Origin of the sequence: Ideonella alba (assembly GCF_018069875.1) — a bacterium.
Taxonomy (GTDB): Bacteria; Pseudomonadota; Gammaproteobacteria; order Burkholderiales; family Burkholderiaceae_C; genus Ideonella; species Ideonella alba.
The window spans coordinates 82195-101742 of sequence record NZ_JAGQDF010000016.1; the positions used below are offsets into that span (position 1 = coordinate 82195).

Here is a 19548-nt window from a genome sequence, read left to right on the forward strand (position 1 = left end):
GGCCTGCAGGGCGCGAGCGAAGTGAGCGTGGGGGCTTCATGGTCCGTGTTCAGGCCAGACAGTCGGCGGGAATGTCCTCGGGCTTCATCGCGCCGGTCATCACCGCCACGGTGTCGCTCATGCTGATCTTCTTCGGGTTCAGCACCGCCGCCCGCTTGCCCAGCCGGGCGACGTGGATGCGGTCGGCGATCTCGAAGACATGGGGCATGTTGTGCGAGATCAGGATCACCGGCAGGCCCTTGTCGCGCACCCGGCGGATCAGCTCCAGCACCATGTTGCCCTCCTTCACGCCCAGCGCCGCGGTGGGCTCGTCGAGGATCACCACATGCCGTGCGAAGGCCGCCGCGCGGGCCACCGCCACGCACTGGCGCTGGCCGCCCGAGAGCGTCTCCACCGCCTGCGTCATCGAGCGGATGCCCACCTTCAGGTCGGCCATGCGCTCGACCGCGGTCTCCAGCATCTTCTTCTTGTCGAGCATGCGCAGCACGTTGCCCAGGAAGCCCTCGCGGCGCAGCTCGCGGCCCAGGAACAGGTTCTCGGCGATGGTCATCGCCGGCGCCACCGCCAGGTCCTGGTAGCAGCACTCGATGCCCTCGCGACGGGCGTCCATCGGGTTGCGAAAGCGCACCGGCTGGCCATCCAGCAGGATCTCGCCCTCGTCGGGGATGGTGGCGCCGGAGAGCGCCTTGATCAGGCTGGACTTGCCTGCGCCGTTGTCGCCGATCACCGCCAGGATTTCGCCGGCGCGCAGCTCGAAGTCGGCGCCGTCCAGCGCGGTGACCTGGCCGTAGCGCTTGACCAGGCCCTTGGCCTGCAGAACGAGTGGTTGGGTCATCTCAACGCCCTCCCTTGCGAGACAGTTGGTCCACGGTCACGGCCAGGATCACCAGGATGCCGGTGATCAGCACCTGGTAGACCGAGTCCACGCCCATCAGGGTCAGGCCGTTGTTCAGCACGCCAATGACGATGGCCCCGACCAGCGAGCCCAGGATCAGGCCGCGGCCGCCGAAGAGGCTGGTGCCCCCCAGCACCACCGCGGTGATCGCGTCGAGGTTCTCGGTCTTGCCGGCGTTGGGGTCGCCGACGCCGGTGCGGCTGACGGCCAGCAGTGCGGCCACGCCGTACAGCACGCCGGCGATCACGTAGACCTGCAGCAGCACCTTCTCGGTTGGGATGCCCACCAGGCGCGTGGCCTCGGGGCTGTTGCCCACCGCGTAGACGTGGCGGCCCGCGCCGGTGTCGCGCAGCCACCACCAGAAGCCCAGGTACAGCAGCACCATCAGCAGCGAGCCCCAGGCCACCTGGGCGCCGCCCAGCGCGAAGGTGTTGCCCAGCGCGGTCATCTCGTCGGGCAGGCCGGTGACGGTCTGGCTCTTCGAGTACAGCTGGGTGATCGCGAAGGCGATGTTGAAGGTGCCCAGCGTGACGATGAAGGGCGGCAGCTTGATGCGCGTGACCAGCAGGCCGTTGATCAGGCCGAACAGCGCGGTGGCAGCCACACCGGCGGCGATCGCCAGCGGCCAGGGCCAGCCCAGGTCGACTGCGAACTTGGTCATGACGATCGAGCCCAGCGCCATCACCATGCCGCAGGACAGGTCGATGCCCGCCGTCAGGATGATCAGCGTCTGGCCGATGGCGATCACGCCCACCACCATCACCTGCTGCAGGATCAGCGACAGGTTCTGGCCGCTGAGGAAGTTGTCGGTGGTGCTGGCGAAGAAGACGCAGGCGAACAGCAGGGCGATGAAGGGCCCGAGCTGGCCGATCGGCGGCAGTTTGCTCTTCAGGGTGTCCATGGCGGATTCCAGTGGCGACGAGGGATGCGGCAGCCCCGCCGGGGACCTTCTGCGGGCCCCGCGGCGGTGTCTGGTCTCAGCGGTTTACTTGGTGCCCCAGCAGAGGTCGGTGCCGGTCTTGACGTCCTTGCTGTCGACGCCGGCCACCGCCTTGGCGGCGATCAGGGTGACGCCGGTGTCGGTGTAGCCGCTGGGCTTCTTGCCGCTCTTGGCGTATTCCACGCCCGCGGCCACGCCCATCGAGGCCATCTTCAGCGGGTACTGCTGGCTGGTCGCGGCGATCTTGCCGGCGCCCACGTCCTTGATGCCCTGGCAGCCGCCGTCGACGCTGACGATCAGCACGTTCTTCTCCTTGCCGGCCTTCTTCAGCGCGTTGTAGGCACCGGCCGCGGCGGGTTCGTTGATCGTGTAGACCACGTTGACGTCGGGCGCCTTCTGCAGGCAGTTCTCCATCGCGGTCTGGCCCTTGGCCTGGTCACCGAAGCTGTCGGCCATGCAGACCACCTCGGCGGGCTTGGCGAGTTCGTTGTTCTTGGCGTCGAAGCTCTGCAGGCCCAGGCCCTGCAGGAAGCCGTTGTGGCGCTGCGCGCCGACCGGATGGCCGGGGAACAGGTCCAGCGTGACGATCTTTGCCGGCTTGCCCGCCAGCGAGGCCTTGGCGTACTGGCCGATCAGCACGCCGGCCTTGTAGTTGTCGGTGGCGAACAGCGCGTCGGTACCGTCGACCGGGTCGGTCGGGCTGTCCAGCGCGATCACCAGCACGCCCTTGTCGCGCGCCTTCTTGATGGCGGGAATGATGGCCTTGGAGTCGCTGGGCGTGATCAGGATGGTCTTGGCGCCGGCGGCGATCATGTTCTCCATCGCGGTGACCTGGCCAGCGTTGTCGCCGTCGGTCTTGCCGGCGCCGGTCAGCAGTTTGGCGCCCAGCTTCTTGGCCTCTTCCGCGGCGCCTTCCTTCATCTTCACGAAGAAGGGGTTGGTCTCGGTCTTGGTGATCAGGCCGATCACCGGCTGCGACTGCGCGTAGGCGACGCCGCCCAGGCTCAGGGCAGCGGCCACGGACAGCATCTTCAGGGTCTGGGTCATGGTGGTGTCTCCGGTCAGGTTCGGTGTGGGCGGCGCCGGTCGGGGGCCGCAGCGAGGAACGCGGAGCGAAGTGTGGGCGCCTTGTTTAAATAAATCAAGTGGATTGATTAATGGAAAACCCCGATGCTTCCGTTCGGGCCGGGCGGCACCATGCCGGCGGGCTGCAAACGTCTGCGGCCGCAACTGCTCAAGGAGAAAATGATGTTCGTGGTCTGCGGCGAAGCGCTGTTCGACGTGTTCGCCACTGGCGACACCCCCACCGGCCTGGGCCTGGACGCCCGCATCGGCGGCTCGCCGTTCAACGTGGCCGTGGGCCTGGTGCGCCTGGGCCAGCCCACCGCCTTCATGGGCGGCCTGTCCACCGGCTTCCTGGGCGAGCGCCTGCTGCGCGCGTTCCGCGACGAGGGCGTGGACGAGCGCTGCCTGGCCCGGCTGGACGCGCCCACCACGCTCAGCCTGGTGGGCGTGGACGCGCGCGGCGTGCCCTCGTACAGCTTCTATGGCGATCGCTGCGCCGACCGGCGACTGCCGGCCAGCGTGCTCGACACCCTGCCCGCCGAGACCCGCGCGATCCACTTCGGCTCCTACGCGATGGTGGTGGGCGAGACCGCCGACACCCAGCGTGCGCTGGTCGAGCGCGAGCACACCCGGCGCGTCATCGCCTACGACCCCAACGTTCGGCTGAACGTGGAGCCCGAGTTGCAGGTCTGGCGCGCCACGCTGGACTGGATGGCCGCGCGCACCCACCTGCTGAAGGTCAGCGACGAGGACCTGGGCCTGCTCTACCCCGGCGTGCCGCTGGCCGAGCTGGCCCAGCGCTGGCGCGGCAGCGGCGCCGCGGCGGTGGTGGTCACCCGCGGCGGCGAGGGCGCGCTGGCCTGGACCGGCGCGGGCGAGTTGCAGGCCGCCCCGGTGCGGGTGGCCGTGGTCGACACCGTCGGCGCCGGCGACACCTTCCAGGCCGCGATGCTGACCGCCCTGGCCGAGCGCGGCGCGCTGAGCCCCGCGGGCCTGCGCAGCCTGGATGCCAGCGGCTGGCAGGCCACCCTGGACTTCGCCGCGCGCGCCGCCGCCATCACCTGCAGCCGCCGCGGCGCCGACCTGCCGCGCCGCGCCGAACTCGGCTGAGCCGCAGCCCGGGGGCCGACACCGCGGGCCGCCGGGCCGCCCCAAGGCCCGCGGAGCCCCCTTGGGGGGTGGCGACGGCGCGCAGCGCCTAGCCTGGGGGCTCAAATATCCAGCGGGTCGACGTCAACGGCCCAGCGCGCCAGGCCTTTGTGCGCGGCGCGCAGCGGCCCCAGCTGCGGCGACCACTGCGCCAGCAGCCACTGCAGCCGGGCGCGCGAGCGCGCCTCGAGCAGCATCTGCCGCCGCTCGAAACCGGCCACCTTGGCCACATGCGGCGCCACCGGCGAATACACCACCAGCTCATCGGCCAGTTCGGGGGGCATCAGCGCGCGGGCGGCCTCGCGCGCAGCGCGCAGGAAGGCCTCGGCCACCGCCGGGTCGCGCGCCTCGCAGCGCAGCAGCGCCAGGTGGCTGTAGGGCGGCAGGCCGGCCATCTCGCGCTCGGCCAGCTGGCTGCTGGCGAAGGCGGCAAAGTCGTGCGCGCGCAGCGCCGCGAACAGCGCGTGGCCGGGGTTCCAGGTCTGGATCCACATCTCGCTGCGCGCCGCAGCTTCAGCGTCGCGGCCGGCGCGGCCGGCGGCCTGCATCAGCGTCGCGAACAGACGCTCGGGCGCGCGGAAATCCGAGGTGAACAGCGCCCCGTCCGGGTTGACCGCGGCCACCAGCGTGACGCGGCGGAAGTCGTGGCCCTTGGTCACCATCTGGGTGCCGACCAGCACGTCCACCTCGCCGGCATGCACCGCCGCCAGCTGCGCCTCCAGGCTGCCCTTCAGGCGCGTGCTGTCGGCGTCGATGCGGGCCACCCGTACCGCGCCGCCGCCCGGGCGTTCGATGTCATGCAGCAGCTCGGCCACCTGCTCCTCGAGCCGCTCGGTGCCGCGGCCGATCGGCTCGATGTCCAGGTTGCCGCAGTCCGGGCAGGCGCGCGGCACGCGGTCGGCAAAGCCGCAGTGGTGGCAGCGCAGGCTGCGGTCGCGCTTGTGGAACACGCGCCAGGCGCTGCAATGCGGACAGCCGCTCTTCCAGCCGCAGGCGCTGCAGCCCAGCACCGGCGCAAAGCCGCGGCGGTTCAGGAACAGCAGCGTCTGCTCGCCGCGCTCGACGCGCTGGCGCATCGCCTGCAGCAGTGGCGCAGCCAGCGGCGGCGCCTCGCGGCCGGCCGGCGGCTTGGGCTGCTGGGTCATGTCCAGCAGGGTGACGCGGGGCAGTTCGCCCTGGCCGATGCGCTCGGGCAACGACAGCAGCGTGTAGCGGCCGCTCTGCGCATGCAGCCAGCTCTCCAGCGAAGGGGTGGCCGAGCCCAGCAGCACCGGCACCCGCTCGGCGTGGCCGCGGTAGACGGCCAGGTCGCGCGCCGAGTAGCGCGCGCCGTCCTGCTGCTTGTAGCTGGGGTCGTGTTCCTCGTCCACCACCACCAGGCCCAGGCGCGGCAGCGGGCAGAACACCGCCAGGCGGGTGCCCAGCACCAGGTCGGCCTGGCCCAGGTGGGCCATCAGCCAGTGCTGCAGGCGCTGGGCCGGCGTCAACCCGCTGTGCAGCGTGACCAGGCGGCGGCCCGGGAAGCGCTGGGCGAAGCGGGCTTCCAGCTGCGGCGTCAGGTTGATCTCGGGCACCAGCACCAGGGCCTGGCGGCCGGCGTCCAGCGCCGCCTCGGCGCAGCGCAGGTAGACCTCGGTCTTGCCGCTGCCGGTGACGCCGTGCAGCAGGTGCGTGGCGGGGGGGGCCTCGCCGCGGCAGGCGGGCAGCAGCGTGGTCAGCACCGCCTGCTGGCCCGGGCTCAGTGCCGGGCGCTCGGGCGTGGGGACCTGCGCGTCCGGCGGCGGGCGGCGGGCGAGCTTGGCCAGGCGGCGGTCCAGGCCGTCGGATGCCAGCCGGCGCAGTTCGGGCGGCAGCACCGCCAGCGCGATCTCGCCGACCGCGCGCTGGTAGTAGCGGGCGCTGAAGTCCACCAGCTGTCGCCAGGCCGGCCCCAGCGGCGGCAGGGCCTGCAGCACCTCGGCCACGGGCTTGAGCAGGTGCTCGTCGCACGGCGGCGCCCCAGGGTCGGTGTCCCAGACCAGTCCGGGCACCTCGCGCTGACCCAAGGGCACGCGCACCAGGGTTCCTGGTGACAGTGGCTGCTCACTCAGGTAGTCCAGGCAGGGCGCCAATCCGGCGTACTGCGGTGTCTCGACCGCCACAGACACGCGCATCACCGCACAGCCTCGACTTGGCGCCGACACCTGAAATCCACATCAGCTGATGCGTCTAAGTCTCTGATTGTGAAGCGTTTTCCAAGTTGCCCACTTTTTCTGTGGATAACTTTGTGGGAAAGCTGTCCTGGACCCCGGCAAGTGCTTGATCCACCGTGGTCCGGCCTGGATTGCCCCGTTTCGCAGCACGGCGAATTAGCCATTGCAAATCAACCACTTACCACGAAACGCCTAGCGTTTGACGGATCCGTGACAGCCCCAGGGTCCGGTCACGCTCGCTGCCGCAGCTTTGGGGATAAGTCAAGCCCTGAGCACTCACTTACCCCCTCCTTCGCGTCGCCGCATGCGCTGCGCCTTGCGTCAGCGCAGAGGCCCGTGATGTGGGTCAGGCCCGCAGCGCGCGCGAGTGCCGATGCACCGCCTCCACCAGCGCCGCCACATGGTCGGGCGGGGTGAACTGGCTGATGCCGTGGCCCAGGTTGAAGATGTGGCCGTCCCAGCCGCCATCGGCGCGCTGCGGGCGGCCGAAGCTGTCGAGCACCTTGATGGCCTCGGCCTGCACCGCGGCCGGCGGGGCGAACAGCACATTGGGGTCGAGGTTGCCCTGCAGCGCCACCCGGTGGCCCACGGCGGCACGGGCGCGGCCCAGGTTGACGGTCCAGTCCAGGCCCACCACGTCTGCGCCGCAGTCGGCGATCTCTTGCAGCCACAGCCCGCCGCCCTTGGTGAAGACGATCACCGGGATGCGCTGGCCGTCCTTCTCGCGCTGCAACTGCGCCACCACGCGGCGCGTGTAGGCCAGCGAGAAGGTCTGGAAGGCGCCATCGGCCAGCACACCGCCCCAGCTGTCGAAGACCATCGCCGCCTGGGCGCCCGCATCGATCTGGGCGTTCAGGTAGGCGGCCACCGCATCGGCGTTGATCTCGAGGATGCGGTGCATCAGGTCGGGCCGGCTGTACATCAGGCTCTTGACCTGGCGGTAGTCGTCCGAGCCGCCGCCCTCCACCATGTAGCAGGCCAGCGTCCAGGGGCTGCCGGAGAAGCCGATCAGCGGCACCCGGCCGTTCAGGGCCTTGCGGATCGAGGTGACGGCGTCGAAGACATAGCGTAGCTTGGCCATGTCGGGCACGGCCAGTTCGGCCACGGCCGCCTCGTCGCGCACGATCTTGGCGAACTTCGGACCCTCGCCCTGCTGGAAGCTCAGGCCCAGGCCCATCGCGTCGGGCACGGTCAGGATGTCCGAGAACAGGATGGCGGCATCCAGCGGGTAGCGCTCCAGCGGCTGCAGCGTCACCTCGGTGGCGTAGTCCACGTTGGTGGCCAGGCCCATGAAGCTGCCCGCCTTGGCGCGCGTGGCGCAGTACTCGGGCAGGTAGCGGCCGGCCTGGCGCATCAGCCACATCGGGGTGTGCGGCGTGGGTTGGCGCAGGCAGGCGCGCAGGAAGCAGTCGTTGGCGAGGGGGGCAAACATGGGGCGATTATCGCCGGGCGATACTTGGCCGATGCTGATGATCACCCGCCCCCACCGCCTGCACTGGCGCGGCTGGCTGTGCGCCGCCCTGCTGGGACTGGCCGCCACGCTGGCCCAGGCCGCCAGCGCCTCGCGCGAGCTGCAGCGCCTGTTCGACGACCACTGGCGCTGGCAGATGCGCCACCAGCCCGAGTGGGCCTCGTCGCTGGGCGTGGTCGAGGCCGGCGAGCGCTGGGACGACCACTCCCCCGCCGCGCTGGACGCGGCCGATGCCCACGAGCGCCAGCTGATGCAGCGCCTGCGGCGCATCGACCCCCGGCAACTGCGCGGCGAGGAGCGCCTGTCCTGGGAGATCTTCCACCACGACCTGGCGCTGGCCATCGAGCAGCAGCGCCACCCGGTGCTGCGGACCCTGGTGCTGTCCGGGGTGGCGGGCCCGCATCTGGCGCTGTCGGGCGTGCTGCAGGACATGCCGATGACCAGCGAGGCCGACGCCCGCCGCGTGCTGGCCCGGCTGGCGGCCTGGCCGGCGCGCGTGGACCAGGACCTGGCGCTGGCGCGCGAAGGGCTGAAGCTGGGCTGGGTCAGCCACCGGGCCTCGCTGCAGCGCCTGCTGGACCAGCTCGACGGCCAGCTGGCGCTGCCGCCTCGGCAGCAGCCAGCCTTCGAGCCGATGGCGCGCCTGCTGGCCGCCGGCCCCGAGGTGATGGTGACGCCCGCGCGCCGCGCAGCCCTGGCGGCCGAGGCCGAGGCGCTGATCGAGCAACGCATCGCGCCCGCGCTGCGCACGCTGCGCCGCGCGGTGGCCGAGGAGCTGCTGCCGGCCGCACCGGCCAACGGCAGCCTGTCGCTGCGCCCCGGCGGCGCCGAGGTCTACCGCCTGCTGGTGCGCGACCAGACCACCACCGACCTGACGCCGGCGCAGATCCACGCGATCGGCGTGGCCGAGGTCAAGCGCCTGCGCGCCGAGATGGACGCGCTGCGCGCCAGCACCGGCTTCGCTGGCGACTTCGACGCCTTCGTTCGCTTTCTCTACACCGACCCGCGCTTCTTCCACCGCAGCGCCGAGGCGCTGCTGGACGGCTACCGCAGCCTGGCCAAGCGGGTCGACCCGGCGCTGCCGCGGCTCTTTGCCACGCTGCCGCGCCAGCCCTATGGCATCCGCGCGATCCCGTCCGACCAGGGCGCCGGCATGGCCGACAACTACAGCGGCGGCAGCCCCGACAACAGCCGGCCCGGCTGGTTCAATGCCAACGTCGTGGCGCTGGACCAGCGGCCGATCTGGCAGATGGAGGTGCTGTTCCTGCACGAGACCGTGCCCGGCCACCACCTGCAAAGCGCCCGCGCCCAGGAGCTGACGCAGCTGCCCGAATGGCGCCGCCATGCCTGGCACGTGGCCTACGGCGAAGGCTGGGCGCTGTACGCCGAAGGCCTGGGCGAATCGCTGGGCCTGTACCAGGACCCCTACAGCCGCTTCGGCCGCCTGAGCTACGAGGCCTGGCGCGCCGCCCGCCTGGTGGTGGACACCGGCATCCACGCGCTGGGCTGGAGCCGCGAGCAGGCGATCGACTACATCACCGCCTGCTGCGGCATGGGCCACGAGGAGATGGCCGCCGAGGTCGACCGCTACATCGCCTGGCCGGCCCAGGCCCTGGGCTACAAGCTGGGCCAGATGCGCATCCTGGCGCTGCGCGAGCAGGCCCGCCAGGCGCTGGGCGAGCGCTTCGACATCCGGCGCTTCCACCAGGCGGTGCTGGACCACGGCTCGGTGCCGCTGCCGGTGCTCGAGCGCATCGTCGCCGACTGGATCCGCAGCCAGCGCCCTTGATCCACGCGCCGCCACCCTCATCTATGCCTCCGTTGGCTTCCTCGAAAGGACCCGCATGAGCCTCATCTCCTCCCGCTCCCCCTGGCGCCTGGCGGCCAGCGCCAGCCTGCTGGCCGCCACGCTGGGCCTGGGCGGCTGCGGCTACAACGATTTCCAGCGCCTGGACGAGCAGGTCAAGGCCGACTGGTCCGAGGTGCTGAACCAGTACCAGCGCCGCGCCGACCTGATCCCCAACATCGTCGCCACCGTCAAGGGCGAGGCCAGCTTCGAGCAGGACACGCTGACCAAGGTCATCGAGGCGCGCTCGCGCGCCACCAGCATCCAGGCCACGCCCGAGCTGATCAACAACCCGCAGGCCTTCCAGCAGTTCCAGGCCGCGCAGGGCCAGCTCAGCAGCGCGCTGTCGCGCCTGATGGTGGTCAGCGAGAACTACCCCACCCTGAAGGCCAACCAGGGCTTCCAGGACCTGCGCGTGCAGCTCGAAGGCACCGAGAACCGCATCACCGTGGCGCGCAACCGCTACATCGATTCGGTGAAGACCTACAACGTGCTGGCGCGCAGCTTCCCCAGCAACCTCACGGCCATGGTCTTCAGCTACCAGCCCAAGCCCAGCTTCACCGTCGAGAACGAGGCGGCGATCAGCCAGCCGCCGGCGGTCAGCTTCGACAAGCCGGCCTCCGCGAAGTAAGCGATGACCCACCTGCTGCGCTGGCTGCTGCTGGCCGGCTGGCTGCTGGCCAGCGGCGCCTTCGCCCAGGCGCCGCAGCCGGTGCCGGCGCTGAGCGCGCGGGTGATCGACCAGACCGCCACGCTCAGCACCGCCCAGCAGCAGGCGCTGGAGGCCAAGCTGGCCGCCTTCGAGGCGCAGTCGGGGCCGCAGATCGTCATCCTGATGGTGCGCAGCACGGCGCCCGAGGACATCGCCGCCTACGCCTTCCGCGTGGCCGATCAGTGGAAGATCGGCCGCCGCGGCGTCGGTGACGGCCTGCTGGTGCTGGTGGCCAAGGACGACCGGGTGGCGCGCATCGAGGTGGCCCGCGCGCTGGAGGGTGCAGTGCCCGACCTGGCCGCACGGCAGGTCATCGACCGCGCGATGGTGCCGGCCTTCCGCCAGGGCGACTACGCCGGCGGCCTGAACCTGGCGGTGGACCAGCTGATCGGCCGGATCTCGGGCGAGGGCCTGCCGACGCCCTCGGCCGCGCCGCGTGTGCAGGGCCTGAATGGCCTGCCGGCGCTGCCGTCCTGGATCTGGTGGGCGCTGCTGGCGGTGCCGCTGGCGATCTCGGCGGTGCGGGCGATGTTCGGCCCTGGGGCTGGCGCGCTGCTGATGGGCGGTGCCGGCGTGGCCGGTGGCTGGTGGCTGGCCGGCCTGGGCGTGGGCCTGGTGGCCGGCCTGGTGCTGGCGCTGGTCACGGCGCTGGGCGTGGGCGAGGCGCTGCGCCTGGTGCTCAGCGGCGCGGCGCGCGGCGGCTTCGGGGGGGGTGGCGGCGGCGGCTTCTCGTCCGGCGGCGGTGGCTCGTTCGGCGGCGGTGGCGCCTCCGGGCGCTGGTGAGCAGGAGATGGCGATGGGCAGCCCGTTGATGCGCTGGGGACGCCATGCCTGGCATGCGCTGGGCAGTGACGGCCGCTGGCTGGACCGCGCGGCGCGACAGCGCATTGCCGAGCGCATCGCCGCCAGCGAGGCCGGCCACGGCGGCGAGATCCGTGTCTGCATCGAGCGCGCCCTGCCGGCCGCGGCACTGCGCCGGGGGGTGAGCGCCCGCGCACGCGCGCAGGCCTGCTTCGGCGAGCTGGGCGTGTGGGACACCGCCGAGCGCTGCGGCGTGCTGGTCTACCTGCTGCTGGCCGAGCAGGCGATCGAGCTGGTGGCCGACCGCGGCATCACCGAGCGCGTGCCGCCGGCGCAGTGGCAGGCGCTGGTCGACGGCCTGGGCAGCGCGCTGCGCGAGGGCCGTCGCGAGGCCGGCCTGCTGGCCATCATCGACGCGCTGGACGCGCTGCTGCGCGAGCACTTCCCGCTGCGCGCTGAACAGGCCAACCCCAACGAGCTGCCCGACGCGCCGATGCTGCGCTGACGCAAGCCGCCGGCCACCCCGCCCCCCACAGGCAGGGGAGGGCGGCCGGGGCCGGACCGGCCTACAACCGCGGCATGTTCGATGCCGTCCTGCGTTTCCTCGCTGACGAAGTCAACACCTTCATGCTGCGCCGCACCGGCGACGGCGAGTTGGTGCGCATGGTGCCGTCGCGCCTGGTCAGCGACACCGGCAACCCGGTCATCGCCGACGGCAACCTGGCGATCAGCCTGTTCCAGGTCGAGGAAGAGCGTGCGCTGCGCGAGCCGCTGCCCGAGCGCGTGGTGGTGCAGGGCCGCGAACTGCAGCGCCCGCCGCCCCTGCGCCTGAACCTGGTGGTGGTGGTGGCCGCGCGCATCCTGGCCTACGACGTGGCGCTGGCGCGGCTGGCGCTGGCGGTGCGCTGCTTCCACGCCAAGCCGATCCACACGGCAGCCGATTCGCCGGGGCTGCCGCCGGGGCTGGAGCGGCTGACGATCGAGATGATGCCGCTGAGCCTGGAGCAGATGAACCAGCTGTGGTCCTGCATCGGCACCCGGCAGCTGCCCTCGGCGGTGTACCGCGTGCGGCTGCTGGAGCTGCGCGAGGACGACCCGCTGGGCAGCGGCAGCCCGATCCTGCACATCGAGACCCGGGTGGAGGGCCGATGAAGCAGTCGCTGCATGTGCTGGGCACGCTGGACGTGGGCCACGCCTTCTTTGCCGAGCCGCCGGGCGGGCTGATGCGCTTCCTGCTGCCGCCCAGCAGCGCGGCGCTGCTGGGCGGCGGTCAGGCGCTGGCGCGCGAGCTGCGCGGCCTGTGGGCCTTGCTGGCCGAGCAGCACGACGACGACCCACCGCCCGGCCCGCTGCACGGCCGCACGCTGCTGCTGGGCCTGCAGCCGCTGGATCCCGGACTGGACCGCTACACCCGTCCGCCGCTGCCCGCCGCGCCCGCCGGCAGCCCGGCGCAGCGCCCTTGCTGGCGCAACAGCCAGGCTCCAGCGGCGCTGGACGCGGCACCGCTGGATGTCGAGCTGTGTGGACGCCGCCCGCGGCTGCAGCCGGTGAGCGCGGAGCGGCCGCTGGACTGGCGTCTGCTCGATGGCGCGGGCCAACCGCTGCTCAGCGGCCGGCTGTCGGCCACACAGGCCGCGCCCGCCTTCAGCACCGACCTGCCGATCGGCCTGCTGCGCTGGCAGGAGCGCGACCCGGCCAGCGCCGCGCTGCTGGCCGAGCGCTGGCTGTGCATCGAGCCCGCGCTGGCCGCTGCCGCGCCCTGGGGCCTGGTGGCGCTGCGCCTGGACGACGCCTTCGCCCAGCAGCCGGCGCACTGGCAGCTGACGCTGCAGCCGCGCGAGGACGTGCTGCGCTACTACGTGGTCGGCCGCGGCTGGGCCGCGCCCGAGATGGCCAGCCTGCAGGTCAGCGATGCCACCCCGGGCCTGCCGGCACCGCAGCGCCTGGGCTTCACCCGCATCGACGACTGGAGCGGCGATCCGCCCGACAGCGCCCGGCTGCCCGCGGCGATGCTGCTGGGCAGTGCCCCGCCCGGCGCCCAGGTCGTCCTCTTCGAGGCCCAGCGCAGCCAGACCCGCCGCTCGCGCCCCGAGCACCGCCTGCAACTGCAGAGCGACCAGCGCCTGCTGATCGAACACCTGCCCCAGCCCGGCGCCGCGCGCAGCGACGCCCAGTTCGTCGTCCACCTCGCCCCTTGAACCCCGAAAGGCACGCACCATGGCCACCTACCGCACGCCGGACGTCTATGTCGAGGAGATCTCGGTCTTTCCGCCTTCGGTGGCAGAGGTCGAGACCGCGATCCCCGCCTTCATCGGATACACCGCCCGCGCCACCCGCATGATCGACAACGACCTGGACGGCGTGCCGACCCGGGTCATCTCGCTGCTCGAGTACGAGTCGCTGTTCGGCGGCGCGCCGGCACTGGACGTGCAGACCATCCAGATCGATGCCGGCGGGCGCTTCCAGTCGGTCACGCTGGGTGCCAACAACACCCGCTACCTGTACGACGCGCTGCGCCTGTTCTTCGACAACGGCGGCGGGCCGGCCTGGATCGTCTCGGTCGGGCGGCACGCCGATCCGCTGGCGGCCGCCGACCTGATCGAGGGCCTGGCCGCGATCGCCGCGGTGGACGAACCCACGCTGCTGCTGACGCCCGACGCCGCCGGCCTGGCCGACGACGCCCGGGCCCAGGTGCAGATGGCCGCGCTGGCGCAGTGCGGCCGCCTGGGCGACCGCATTGCCCTGCTCGACACCGGCCTGGCCACCACCAAGGCGGCGCATGACACCGCGGTGGCCGCGCTGCGCAACGGCATCGGCATCAACCACCTGAAGTACGGCGCCGCCTACTCGCCCTGGCTGAAGCTGGCCTATGCCAAACCGGTGGGCTACAGCGACATCGTCGGCAAGCTGCGCCGCGGCGCGCCGCCGGTGGCGGTGGCGCTGTCCTCGCTGACCGGCGACCCGGCGGTGGTGGCGCTGGTCGCGGCGATGGATGCGCTGCTGGTCGACCAGGGCCGGCTGGCGGCGCTGCACGCGATCGGCGCCGGCGCGCCCGGTCTGGCGGTGCGCGACGCCGTCACCACCGCGCTGACCGCCTACCAGGGCGGCCCGGCCGACGGCAGCCCGGCGCCGGTCTTCGCCGCGCTGCTGCGCTGCCTCAGCATGGTCGACGCGATGCTCAACGGCGGCAACGCCTTCACCCACGCCGCGCTGCGCACCCAGGTACAGGCCGCGGTGGCCGCGACCATCGCGCCGGCCCTGAGCACCCTGGTGGCGCTGGACAAGGAGTTCGACGCGCTGCCCGGCGTCGTCTATGACCCGGCCAACGCAGCGGTGCCCAACCCGACCGAAGCCGCCTTCGACGCCGCCCTGGCCACGCCGGCCAGCAACACCGCGCTGACCGCCGCGGCGGCCGACGGCCGTCGCGCCGCGCTGCTGGCCCTGCTGCAGGCACCGATGAGCAGCCTGCTGACGGCGCTGGACGCGCTGGATGCCGCCGTGCCGGCGCTGCGCGCCAACACCGAGCGCCAGCTGCTCGACAACTTCGCCGCCTACCGCGATCTGGTGCGCGCCGTGTCGGCCTCGCTGACGCCCTGCCCGCCCTCGGGCGCGATCGCCGGCATCTGCGCCCTGGTCGACAACCAGCGCGGCGTCTGGAAGGCGCCCGCCAACGTCAGCCTCAACGGCGTGGTGGCGCCGGCCTACGCGCTGGACAGCGACGACACCGACCGCCTCAACGTCGACGCGGTGGCCGGCAAGTCGGTCAACGCGATCCGCGCCTTCGTCGGCAAGGGCACGCTGGTCTGGGGCGCGCGCACGCTGGCGGGCAACGACAACGAGTGGCGCTACGTGTCGGTCCGGCGCTTCTTCAACATGGTGGAAGAGTCGGTCAAGAAGAGCACCTACTGGGCGGTCTTCGAGCCCAACGACGCCAACACCTGGGTCAAGGTGCGCGGCATGATCGACAACTACCTGACGCAGAAGTGGCGCGAGGGCGCGCTGGCCGGTGCCACCACCAGGGACGCCTTCTTCGTGCGCTGCGGCCTGGGCCAGACGATGAACGCGCAGGACGTGCTGGAGGGCCGGATGATCGTCGAGATCGGCATGGCCGTGGTGCGGCCCGCCGAATTCATCATCCTGCGCTTCTCGCACAAGCTGCAGACGTCCTGAGCCCCTCCGCGCCCTGACACCCCTCATCCCCATCAGGAGAGCACGCCATGCCCGCACAGTACCCCTTGCCGGTCTTCCACTTCACCGTCCAGTGGGGCGGCACGCGGATCGGCTTCTCCGAGGTCACCGGCCTGACCCAGGAGAACCAGGCCATCGAGTACCGCGACGGCTCGTTCCCCGAGTACTCGTCGATCAAGATGCCCGGTCTGCGCAAGTTCAGCAACGTCACGCTCAAGCGCGGCGTGATCAAGAGCGACAACGACTTCTTCAAGTGGCTGCAGACGATCAAGCTCAACACCGCCGAGCGCCGCGACGTGGTGATCAGCCTGCTCAACGAGAACCACGAGCCGGTGATGACCTGGAAGCTGCACAACGCCTTCCCGGTCAAGGTCGAGGGGCCGCAGCTCAAGGCCGCCGGCAACGAGGTGGCGATCGAGACCATCGAGCTGGCCCACGAGGGCCTGGACGTCGAGAACGCCTGAGGCGCCGATGTACACGCCGCCGGTCGGCTTCCACTTCCGCGTCGAGGTGCCTGCGCTGCAGGGACCGGCCGACGAGGTGCGCTTCACCGAGGTGGGCGGGCTGGCCGTGGAGCTGTCGACCGAGGAGGTGCCCGAAGGCGGCGAGAACCGCTTCGTGCAGAAGTATCCCGGCCGCAGCAAGTACCCCGAGCTGACGCTCAAGCGCGGCCTGCTGCTGCGCTCGGCGATCTGGAACTGGGCGCGGCGGGCGATCGAGGACCTCGATGTCGAGCCGATGGACGTGCAGGTGCAGCTGCTGGGCCCCGAGCACCAGGCGCTGATGACCTGGCACCTGGTCCAGGCCTACCCCACCCGCTGGTCGGTGGCCGACCTCAACGCCAGCAGCAACACCGTGGCTGTCGAGTCGATGCAGTTGTATTACCAGCGCTTCCGCCTGGAAGCCTGAACCCGGGAGAGCAGCGATGCCGATCATGATCGACGAGGTGGTGATCGCGGTGGAGGCCACGTCCCCATCGGCCGAAGGCGGCAGCCCGGCCGCGGGCGACAGCGGCGCCCAGCGCCAGTCGCTGGTGGCCGAGTGCGTCGAGCGCGTGCTCGAGGTGCTGCGCCAGCGCCAGGAACCCTGAGCGGCCACCCCCGGGGAGACACTGGTGAGCGACAGCGGACAACTCGAGAAGCTGCTGATCAAGGCCTTCGAGGCGCCGGATTGCGCGGGCGAGCCGGTGGCGGTGTTCACCGCCTACGTCAACCCGGCCGAGATCACGCTGGGCTATGAGTTCGAGTGGGACGCCGCGCAGGGCGCGGGCACCACCGGCAGCCGGATGAACTTCAAGAAGAGCAAGCCGGGCGATCTGTCGCTGGCCTTCTTCATCGACGGCACCGGCGCCAACGGCCACAAGGTGGACGTGCAGGAGCAGGTGGCGCTGTTCCAGACCGTCACCGGCTACAACGGCCACATCCACCGCCCCAACCATCTGAAGCTCACCTGGGGCACGCTGGCGGTGCGGCGCTGCGTGCTCAAGAGCGCCTCGATCGCCTACAAGCTCTTCAAGCCCGATGGCGTGCCGCTGCGCGCGGTGGTCACCGCCAGCTTCGCCGACGCCAGCGACGACCAGACCCGCGTGGCCATTGCCCAGGACGAGTCGCCCGACCTGACCCACCTGCGCACCGTGCGCGCCGGCGACACGCTGCCGGCGCTGTGCCAGCAGATCTACGGCGACCCGGCGCTGGCGCCGCTGGTGGCGCGCGCCAACGACCTGGACAGCCCGCGCCTGCTCAGCCCGGGCCAGCGTCTGCGCTTCCCGCCGCTGCAGCGCTGACACGGACACCCCGCCATGCCCGAGACCACCGAGCGCAGCCTGCCGATCAGCAGCGGCCACCGCGAGTTCACGGTGCGCGCCGGCGGCCAGGATCTGCCGCGCACCGAGCAGCTGATGGCCTGCAGCATCACACTGCAGGCCAACCACATCGCCTGGGCGCGGCTGGTGTGGCTGGACGGCTCGGCCTCGGCCGGCCAGTTCGCGCTGACCGACGGCGACCGCTTCGCCCCCGGCCAGGCGATCGAGGTCTCGGCCGGCGCGCAGGATGACCGCCAGCTGCTCTTCAAGGGCGTGGTGGTGCGCCAGCAGATCCGCGTGCGCGGCGACAGCCCGGCGCAGCTGATCGTCGAATGCCGCGCCGCGCCGATGACGCTGGCGCAGCAGGCCCGCCAGGCGGTCTGGCGCGACCAGACCGATGCCGAGCTGCTGCGCAGCCTGCTGGGCGCCTGCGGCGACACGGTCGAGGTCGAGGACACCGCCGCCCGCCATGAACAGCTGGTGCAGACCGGCTGCAGCGACTGGGACTTCGCCCTGGCGCGTGCCCGTGCCAACGGCCTGGTGGTGCTGCCGCGTCCGGGGGCGCTGAAGCTGGCGCGGCCCGGCACCCAGGGTGAGCCGGTGCTGCAGCTGCAGTACGGCGCCACGCTGCTGGAGCTGGACCTGGAGGTCGACGCGCGAGTGCAGCCCGCGGGCATCGCGGTGCCGCACTGGTCGGCGCCGGACCAGGCGCTGCAGACCGCCGCCGCGCAGGCCCCCACCGAGACCGGCGGCGGCAGCCATGACCCGGCGGCGCTGGCGCGCGTGCACGGCAACCCGGCGCGGCCGCTGCCGCACAGCACGCTGTCGGCGGACGAGGCGCAGGCGCTGGGCGACGGCCTGTGGGCGCGGGCGCGCGCCGACAAGCTCTGCGGCCGCGCGCTGTGCGAAGGCCTGGGCCAGGTGCACCCGGGCGACGTGGTCACGCTCAGCGGCACCGGCGCGCGCTTTGGCGGGCGGCTGCAGGTCAGCGGCGTGCGCCACGACATGGACAGCACCAGCGGCTGGCGCACCCACCTGCAGTTCGGCGGCCTGGGCGAGGACCAGGCGCTGGACCAGCGCCTGCAGACCCCGCCGCGGCCGGCCCTGCTGGCGCCGGTGCAGGGCCTGCAGCTGGGCGTGGTCACCTCGCTGGAGGACCCGCTGGGCGAAGACCGGGTGCGCGTGCGCCTGCCGCTGATCGAACCCGACGGCGAGGGCGTCTGGGCCCGCGTGGCGCGCCCCGAGGCCGGCCCGCAGCGCGGCTTCGTCTTCCGCCCCGAACTGGACGACGAGGTGGTGCTGGGCTTTCTCGACAACGACCCGCGCCACCCGGTGCTGCTGGGGGCGCTGCACAGCAGCCAGCGCGCCGCCCCCGAGCCCGCCGCCGACGCCAACCCGGCGCGTGTCTACCGCAGCCGAGAGGGGCTGGAGATGCGCTTCGACGACGAGCACCAGGCGATCACGCTGTCCACACCCGGTGGCCGCCAGCTGGTGCTGAGCGACGACGAGGGCGTGATCAGCCTGAAGGACCAGGCCGGCAACGAGCTGCGCCTGGACGATGACGGCATCACCCTCAAGAGCGCCGCGGCCACCACGCTGGAGACCACCACCTCGCTGAGCCAGCAGGTCAACGGCGACTTCACGCTGAAGGTCAGCGGCCAGCTCAAGCTGGAAGGCACGGCGGGCGCCCAGCTGCGCAGCAGCGCCCTCACCGTGCTGGCCGGCAGCCTGCTGCAGCTCAATTGAAAGGCCCAATCATGCCCCCCGCCGCCCGCATCGCCGATCTCAGCAGCCACGGCGGCACCGTGGTCGGCCCCGGCGTGCCCACCGTGCTGATCGGCGGCATGCCGGCGGCCGTGCTGGGCGACCAGCATGTCTGCAGCCTGCCGCCCAACAGCCACCAGCCCACCGTCAGCCCCTTCGTGGCCGGCAGCGCCACGGTGTTCATCGGCGGCAAGCCGGCCCTGCGCGTGGGCGACACCTGCGTCTGCGGCGCCGCGGTGGTGGTGGGCGCGCCCACGGTCATCATCGGCTGAGGACCTGGCGATGAGCACACCGGGCGACGACGATCTGGCCTTCCTCGGCCGCGGCTGGAGCTTCCCGCCGGCCTTCGGCGCCGGCGGCGTGCAGATGCGCGAGGGCGAGGACGACATCCACGAGGCGCTGCGCATCCTGTTCGGCACCGTGGCCGGCGAGCGCTTCCTGCGCCCCGGCTGGGGCCTGAGCCTGCGGCCGATGCTCTTCGAGCCGCTGGACACCACGCGCCGCACCGAGCTGGCCGAGCAGATCAAGGTGCAGCTGCTGGTGCACGAGCCGCGCATCGAGCTGCTGGCGCTGGACGTGCGCGAGACCGAGCCCGGCCGCCTGCAGGTGCAGCTCGACTACCGGGTGCGCAGCACCAACTCGCGCTTCAACCTGGTCTATCCCTTCTACGACCTCGACGCCAGCGAGCACCGCCCGGTGCTCGGGCCGGTGGAGCGGGGCTGAG

Annotated in this window: 20 protein-coding genes; 15 read left to right on the forward strand and 5 right to left on the reverse strand. The window is 72.0% G+C overall.

Features of this window, described 5'->3' with window-relative positions:
* Positions 1–49: 49 nt before the first annotated feature.
* The 3 genes from KAK07_RS22375 to KAK07_RS22385 form a co-directional block, all read right to left on the reverse strand.
* A complete protein-coding gene (locus KAK07_RS22375) occupies positions 50–835 on the reverse strand; it encodes an ATP-binding cassette domain-containing protein (RefSeq protein WP_210863311.1) in 786 nt (261 codons plus the stop codon).
* Position 836: 1 nt separating this feature from the next.
* Entirely contained in the window at positions 837–1796 is a 960-nt protein-coding gene (locus KAK07_RS22380; RefSeq protein WP_210863314.1) for an ABC transporter permease, read from the reverse strand.
* A gap of 84 nt (positions 1797–1880) precedes the next feature.
* On the reverse strand, positions 1881–2864 hold the full coding sequence (locus KAK07_RS22385; protein ID WP_247664557.1) for a sugar ABC transporter substrate-binding protein: 984 nt from the start codon (positions 2862–2864) through the stop codon (positions 1881–1883).
* A 141-nt stretch (positions 2865–3005) separates the two neighbouring features.
* Here KAK07_RS22385 and KAK07_RS22390 point away from each other — a divergent pair, with 141 nt between their 5' ends.
* A complete protein-coding gene (locus KAK07_RS22390; RefSeq protein WP_310740763.1) occupies positions 3006–4010 on the forward strand; it encodes a carbohydrate kinase family protein in 1005 nt (334 codons plus the stop codon).
* Positions 4011–4111: 101 nt separating this feature from the next.
* On the opposite strand, the gene priA is transcribed toward KAK07_RS22390, so the two are convergent.
* Both priA and hemE read right to left on the reverse strand, forming a co-directional pair.
* On the reverse strand, positions 4112–6202 hold the full coding sequence (gene priA, locus KAK07_RS22395) for a replication restart helicase PriA (protein WP_210863318.1): 2091 nt from the start codon (positions 6200–6202) through the stop codon (positions 4112–4114).
* 385 nt (positions 6203–6587) lie between these two features.
* Positions 6588–7673 (reverse strand): uroporphyrinogen decarboxylase, encoded by a 1086-nt coding sequence (gene hemE / locus KAK07_RS22400; RefSeq protein ID WP_210863320.1) that lies wholly within the window; start codon positions 7671–7673, stop codon positions 6588–6590.
* A gap of 31 nt (positions 7674–7704) precedes the next feature.
* On the opposite strand from hemE, the gene KAK07_RS22405 reads away from it, so the two are divergent.
* The 14 genes from KAK07_RS22405 to KAK07_RS22470 all read left to right on the forward strand — a co-directional run bounded on the left by KAK07_RS22405 (position 7705) and on the right by KAK07_RS22470 (position 19547).
* Positions 7705–9501: a DUF885 domain-containing protein gene (locus KAK07_RS22405; protein WP_210863322.1), complete on the forward strand. Its 1797-nt coding sequence runs from the start codon at positions 7705–7707 to the stop codon at positions 9499–9501.
* 55 nt (positions 9502–9556) lie between these two features.
* On the forward strand, positions 9557–10189 hold the full coding sequence (locus KAK07_RS22410) for a LemA family protein (protein WP_210863324.1): 633 nt from the start codon (positions 9557–9559) through the stop codon (positions 10187–10189).
* 3 nt (positions 10190–10192) lie between these two features.
* Positions 10193–11053, forward strand: a complete 861-nt coding sequence (locus KAK07_RS22415; RefSeq protein WP_210863326.1) for a TPM domain-containing protein — start codon at positions 10193–10195, stop codon at positions 11051–11053.
* Positions 11054–11066: 13 nt separating this feature from the next.
* Positions 11067–11576 carry a TPM domain-containing protein gene (locus tag KAK07_RS22420; protein ID WP_210863327.1) on the forward strand — a complete coding sequence of 170 codons (510 nt, stop codon included), beginning with the start codon at positions 11067–11069 and terminating at the stop codon, positions 11574–11576.
* A gap of 74 nt (positions 11577–11650) precedes the next feature.
* The gene (locus KAK07_RS22425; RefSeq protein ID WP_210863329.1) at positions 11651–12223 is read left to right on the forward strand and encodes a contractile injection system cap protein; all 573 of its coding nucleotides are present in this window, start codon (positions 11651–11653) and stop codon (positions 12221–12223) included.
* Positions 12220–13269: a hypothetical protein gene (locus tag KAK07_RS22430; protein ID WP_210863331.1), complete on the forward strand. Its 1050-nt coding sequence runs from the start codon at positions 12220–12222 to the stop codon at positions 13267–13269. Before KAK07_RS22425 ends, KAK07_RS22430 begins: the two co-directional genes overlap by 4 nt.
* A 19-nt stretch (positions 13270–13288) precedes the next feature.
* Positions 13289–15241, forward strand: a complete 1953-nt coding sequence (locus KAK07_RS22435; protein ID WP_210863333.1) for a phage tail sheath family protein — start codon at positions 13289–13291, stop codon at positions 15239–15241.
* Positions 15242–15288: 47 nt separating this feature from the next.
* Positions 15289–15723, forward strand: a complete 435-nt coding sequence (locus KAK07_RS22440) for a phage tail protein (RefSeq protein WP_210852428.1) — start codon at positions 15289–15291, stop codon at positions 15721–15723.
* A gap of 7 nt (positions 15724–15730) precedes the next feature.
* Positions 15731–16168 carry a phage tail protein gene (locus KAK07_RS22445; RefSeq protein ID WP_210852430.1) on the forward strand — a complete coding sequence of 146 codons (438 nt, stop codon included), beginning with the start codon at positions 15731–15733 and terminating at the stop codon, positions 16166–16168.
* 16 nt (positions 16169–16184) lie between these two features.
* Positions 16185–16349, forward strand: coding sequence for a DUF5908 family protein (locus KAK07_RS22450; protein ID WP_210852432.1), 165 nt, complete (start codon positions 16185–16187; stop codon positions 16347–16349).
* Between the two features lie 24 nt (positions 16350–16373).
* Positions 16374–17042: a CIS tube protein gene (locus tag KAK07_RS22455; RefSeq protein WP_210852434.1), complete on the forward strand. Its 669-nt coding sequence runs from the start codon at positions 16374–16376 to the stop codon at positions 17040–17042.
* Positions 17043–17057: 15 nt separating this feature from the next.
* Entirely contained in the window at positions 17058–18806 is a 1749-nt protein-coding gene (gene vgrG / locus KAK07_RS22460; RefSeq protein WP_210863335.1) for a type VI secretion system tip protein VgrG, read from the forward strand.
* An 11-nt stretch (positions 18807–18817) separates the two neighbouring features.
* Positions 18818–19096 carry a PAAR domain-containing contractile injection system baseplate protein gene (locus KAK07_RS22465; protein WP_210852438.1) on the forward strand — a complete coding sequence of 93 codons (279 nt, stop codon included), beginning with the start codon at positions 18818–18820 and terminating at the stop codon, positions 19094–19096.
* 10 nt (positions 19097–19106) lie between these two features.
* Entirely contained in the window at positions 19107–19547 is a 441-nt protein-coding gene (locus tag KAK07_RS22470; protein ID WP_210863337.1) for a gp25 family contractile injection system sheath assembly initiator, read from the forward strand.
* Position 19548 lies beyond the last annotated feature (1 nt).